The organism is Spirillospora sp. NPDC049652 (assembly GCF_040675125.1).
In the GTDB taxonomy this organism is placed as follows: Bacteria; Actinomycetota; Actinomycetes; order Streptosporangiales; family Streptosporangiaceae; genus Spirillospora.
Genome location: NZ_JBFAOF010000846.1, coordinates 1 through 3,174, shown reverse-complemented (window position 1 = coordinate 3,174; position 3,174 = coordinate 1). Strand labels below are relative to the sequence as shown.

Annotated in this window: 3 protein-coding genes and 1 pseudogene; 1 reads left to right on the top strand and 3 read right to left on the bottom strand. The window is 74.7% G+C overall.

Annotated features, from left to right (window positions below; translation table 11 throughout):
- The coding region (locus tag AB0J52_RS33690; protein ID WP_500186921.1) for an FAD/NAD(P)-binding protein at positions 1–665 on the top strand (665 nt) is incomplete at its 5' end.
- On the opposite strand, the pseudogene AB0J52_RS33685 reads toward AB0J52_RS33690, so the two are convergent.
- From AB0J52_RS33685 to AB0J52_RS33675, 3 genes and pseudogenes are all read right to left on the bottom strand, one after another.
- A pseudogene (locus AB0J52_RS33685) lies at positions 665–1,330 on the bottom strand (DUF6875 domain-containing protein); the annotation flags it as partial. The gene AB0J52_RS33690 and the pseudogene AB0J52_RS33685 overlap by 1 nt on opposite strands.
- Positions 1,327–1,959, bottom strand: a complete 633-nt coding sequence (locus AB0J52_RS33680) for an EF-hand domain-containing protein (RefSeq protein ID WP_500186919.1) — start codon at positions 1,957–1,959, stop codon at positions 1,327–1,329. The pseudogene AB0J52_RS33685 and the gene AB0J52_RS33680, both read right to left, overlap by 4 nt.
- Before the next feature lie 147 nt (positions 1,960–2,106).
- Positions 2,107–3,057 (bottom strand): endonuclease/exonuclease/phosphatase family protein, encoded by a 951-nt coding sequence (locus AB0J52_RS33675; RefSeq protein WP_500186918.1) that lies wholly within the window; start codon positions 3,055–3,057, stop codon positions 2,107–2,109.
- Positions 3,058–3,174: the final 117 nt, after the last annotated feature.

Genomic DNA, 3,174 nt, shown 5'->3' with positions numbered 1-3,174 from the left:
CGCTCGGCGCCGCGCCGCCCCGCGCCGCCGAGCCGGGCGGCCCGGCGGAACGCCTGCGCGCCGAGATCGACCTCGCGCGGCAAGGCCGGGTCGGCTGGCAGGACGTGCTGGTCGAACTGGTCGATATCGCCAACCCGCTCCTGGTCCGCCGCGACGGGGAGACGCGTCGCCGCGTCCTGCGCGCGTGCGAGCCGCTGATGCGCTACCTGGGCTCGTTCCCGCTCTGCAACGCCGAACGTCTGTCGAGCCTGTTGGAGAGCGGGCAGGTCGAGGTGCGCGCGGGTGTCCCGCGACGGCTGGACGGCCCGTCCCCTTGGCGTGTGCAGTGGCCGGACGGGCCGTCCGAACGCTTCGACACCGTGGTGTGCGCGACGGGCTTCACCAGCAGACCCCTGCGCATGCGGGACGGAGCCCTGATGTTGACGCCCGACGCGTCCGGGGCGGCGACCGCGCCCCCGGAGCTGGACGCCGATCTTCGCCTGCGAGTGAACGGCCGCAGTGAGCGGATCTGGCTGCTGGGCGTCTCGTCCGGTCTGCGCGTTCCGTTCGTCAACGCCGTCCACCACGCGACCGACCAGGCCGAAGCGTTCGCGCGGTCCTTCGCCGGAGACTGCTCGGTGTCACCCAACCGGGCCGTCCACGCGGCGAGTGACCACGGGGCCTGATCGAGGAAGGGGAGATCGGAGCGGACCATCGGACGGACGGCCAGCATCGGCAGCGGGCTGCGCAGCGGCCGGAACGCGGGGTTGCGGATCCCCGCGGCGGCGGGCGGGCCGGGGTGGAACTCGCCGACCATCAGCCCGTGCCGCACGAACGACGGCTTGAGCCGCCGCTGCGCCCCCTCGACGACCGCGGCCCAGTCGGGCTCGGCGATCTCGGGAAAGACCACCAGCAGCGCCCGGTGCGGCTCGTCCCCACCTGCCCGGCGCGGTTCCTCGGCGCGTGCCCGGTGGGGCTCCTCGGCGCGTGCCCGGTGGGGCTCCTCCGCGCGTGCCCGGTGCGGTTCGGCCGCGGCCGGCTGGCGCGGGTCGGTTGCGGCGACGTGGTCGGCCAGGAACCAGGAGAGATGGCGGCGCATCACCCGCGCCACCTCGTCCGGTCCGTCCGGACGCGTCGGCCAGACCGCGCCGAGCAGCCTGCCCGCGTCGAGCGCCTGCCGTGTGTAGGGGCACACCGCCCCTGGCCGGCCCAGCTCCGGGTGCGGACGGCACAGATAGTCCCGAACCCAGCGCGCGGTCACCGCGAGCGGCTCGGGACACGGCCGGCCGGAGCGCGCGTCGAGCGCCTCCCCGGCCGGCAGCGGCCGGGGAGGCTCCCATCGTCCGGTCATCGAGCCGAGAACACCTCGACCGGCTCGTCGGAGACGTAGAAGCGGCGGGCCTCCGCCAGGAGCGCCCGCGTGCTGATGTGCCCGTCGCGGTCGGTGTCGAGGCCGCGGGCCGACGCGGCCGCCTGCCGCTGGTTGGCGCCCATCGCGGTCAGCACCTGGGTCCAGACGTCCACCGAGACCCGGCCGTCGTCGTCGTGGTCGGCGACGGCGATGACCGCCTCGGCCCAGGGGCGCAGCGAGTCGTCGAACCCGCGCATGCCCGACTGCAGTGCCCGCTGCGCGGCGGCGAGGAAGGTGGCCCGGTCGATCGGGCCGTCCGGGTCGGCATCGGCGCTGCGCGCGAGGCCGTCGTAGTACAGCCGGGCCCCCTCGATCAGCGCGCGGCCCTTCGGCGACCTGGGGTTGTGGGCGAGCGCGCGCATGATGCCCTCGGCCATGAACTCCAGGTCCAGCCGGGAGATCGCGCCGTCGTGGTTCCGGTCGAAGGTCTCGAACCGCTCGGCGATCTTGATGTCGTAGGAGCCCTGCCTGACCCGCCGCACCCGCCGGGCGGTGCGGGACTGCTTGTCCCGTCTGCTGCCCCGCCCGGGCTGCTGGGGCTTCCTGGACGCGCTCACATGGCCCTCCATGGACTCGATTGTCGTGATTCGCACCCCTAGCGTTACCCTGCGTGACTTCAGGTAGCCGTGATCATCTCTCTGGCGAACGGTAAGAGTCGGCAAACCGCCCTTCCGGCGGCGCTTCGGCGCTCCGCTGGAAGGGCGTGCCGCCGGGCGCTAGAAACGCAGCGTGACCGCGACCGGCAGGTGGTCGGAGTAGGGGACCGGTGCCTTCGCCGGGTCCTGGGCGGTCAGGCCCGGCGTGCCCAGGATGTGGTCGATCTGGTCGGTGGGCCTGGGCCGCGCCGGATAGGTGGTGAACGGGCGCACCGCGGCGAACGCGTCGGTCAGCCCCCCGCCGAGCAGGACCTGGAACGCCCGGTCGCTCGGCTGCATGTTGAGGTCGCCGCCGAGGACCACCGGCCCGCCCCCGGCCGCGGCCGAGCGCGCGATCCGGGCGAGCTGCTCGGCCTGCCCGAGGTCGGACCAGCCCTCCGGGGGCTGGGTGTGGGTGGCGACGAAGGTGACGACGCGGCCGCGCCACCGCACGCCGACCTCCAGCGCCTGGGCCCCGGTCGGACCGCCCTTCACCAGCACGTGGTTGCGGACGGACACGACGGGCAGGTCGGTGAGCAGCGCGTCGCCCCACACCTCGTCCCCGGCGGGCGCCCAGACCGGCTTCAGCCCGAGCCGGTCCGACATCAGCCGCAGCTGGTCGCGCCCGCCGTTCAGGAACCAGCCGCGGTCGACCTCGCTCAGCAGAACCACGTGCGGACGCAGCGACCGCAGGGCCGCCGCCTGCCGCTCGGCGGTCATCGTGCCGTTCATGCCGTAGCCCATGCGCAGGTTGTACGCGGCGACGCGGAGGCCGTCGCCCGGCGCGGCGCTCCAGGACGGCGGGCCCGGCCAGGCCGTCGCCAGGGAGATGAGCAGCGCGGACGCGGCCGCGGCGGCGAGCACCGCCCACTGCCGTCCCTGTTCGGGACGGTCCGCGCGGGTGAACGAGACCGCCGCGACCAGGACGGCCGCCGCCACCGGCACCCACCGGTTCGGCATGCCGAGGTCGTAGGCCGAGTAGTAGGCGAAGAACAGCACGACGAAGACGAGGAAGCCGGCCGCGGTCGCCACCCCGCGCCGCCCCGAGACGCCCCCACTCCCAGCACCCGCACCCGCACCCGCGTTCGCGCCAGCGCCCATGTCAGCGTTCGCGTCCGTGCCAGCGCCCATGTCAGCGTTCGCGTCCGT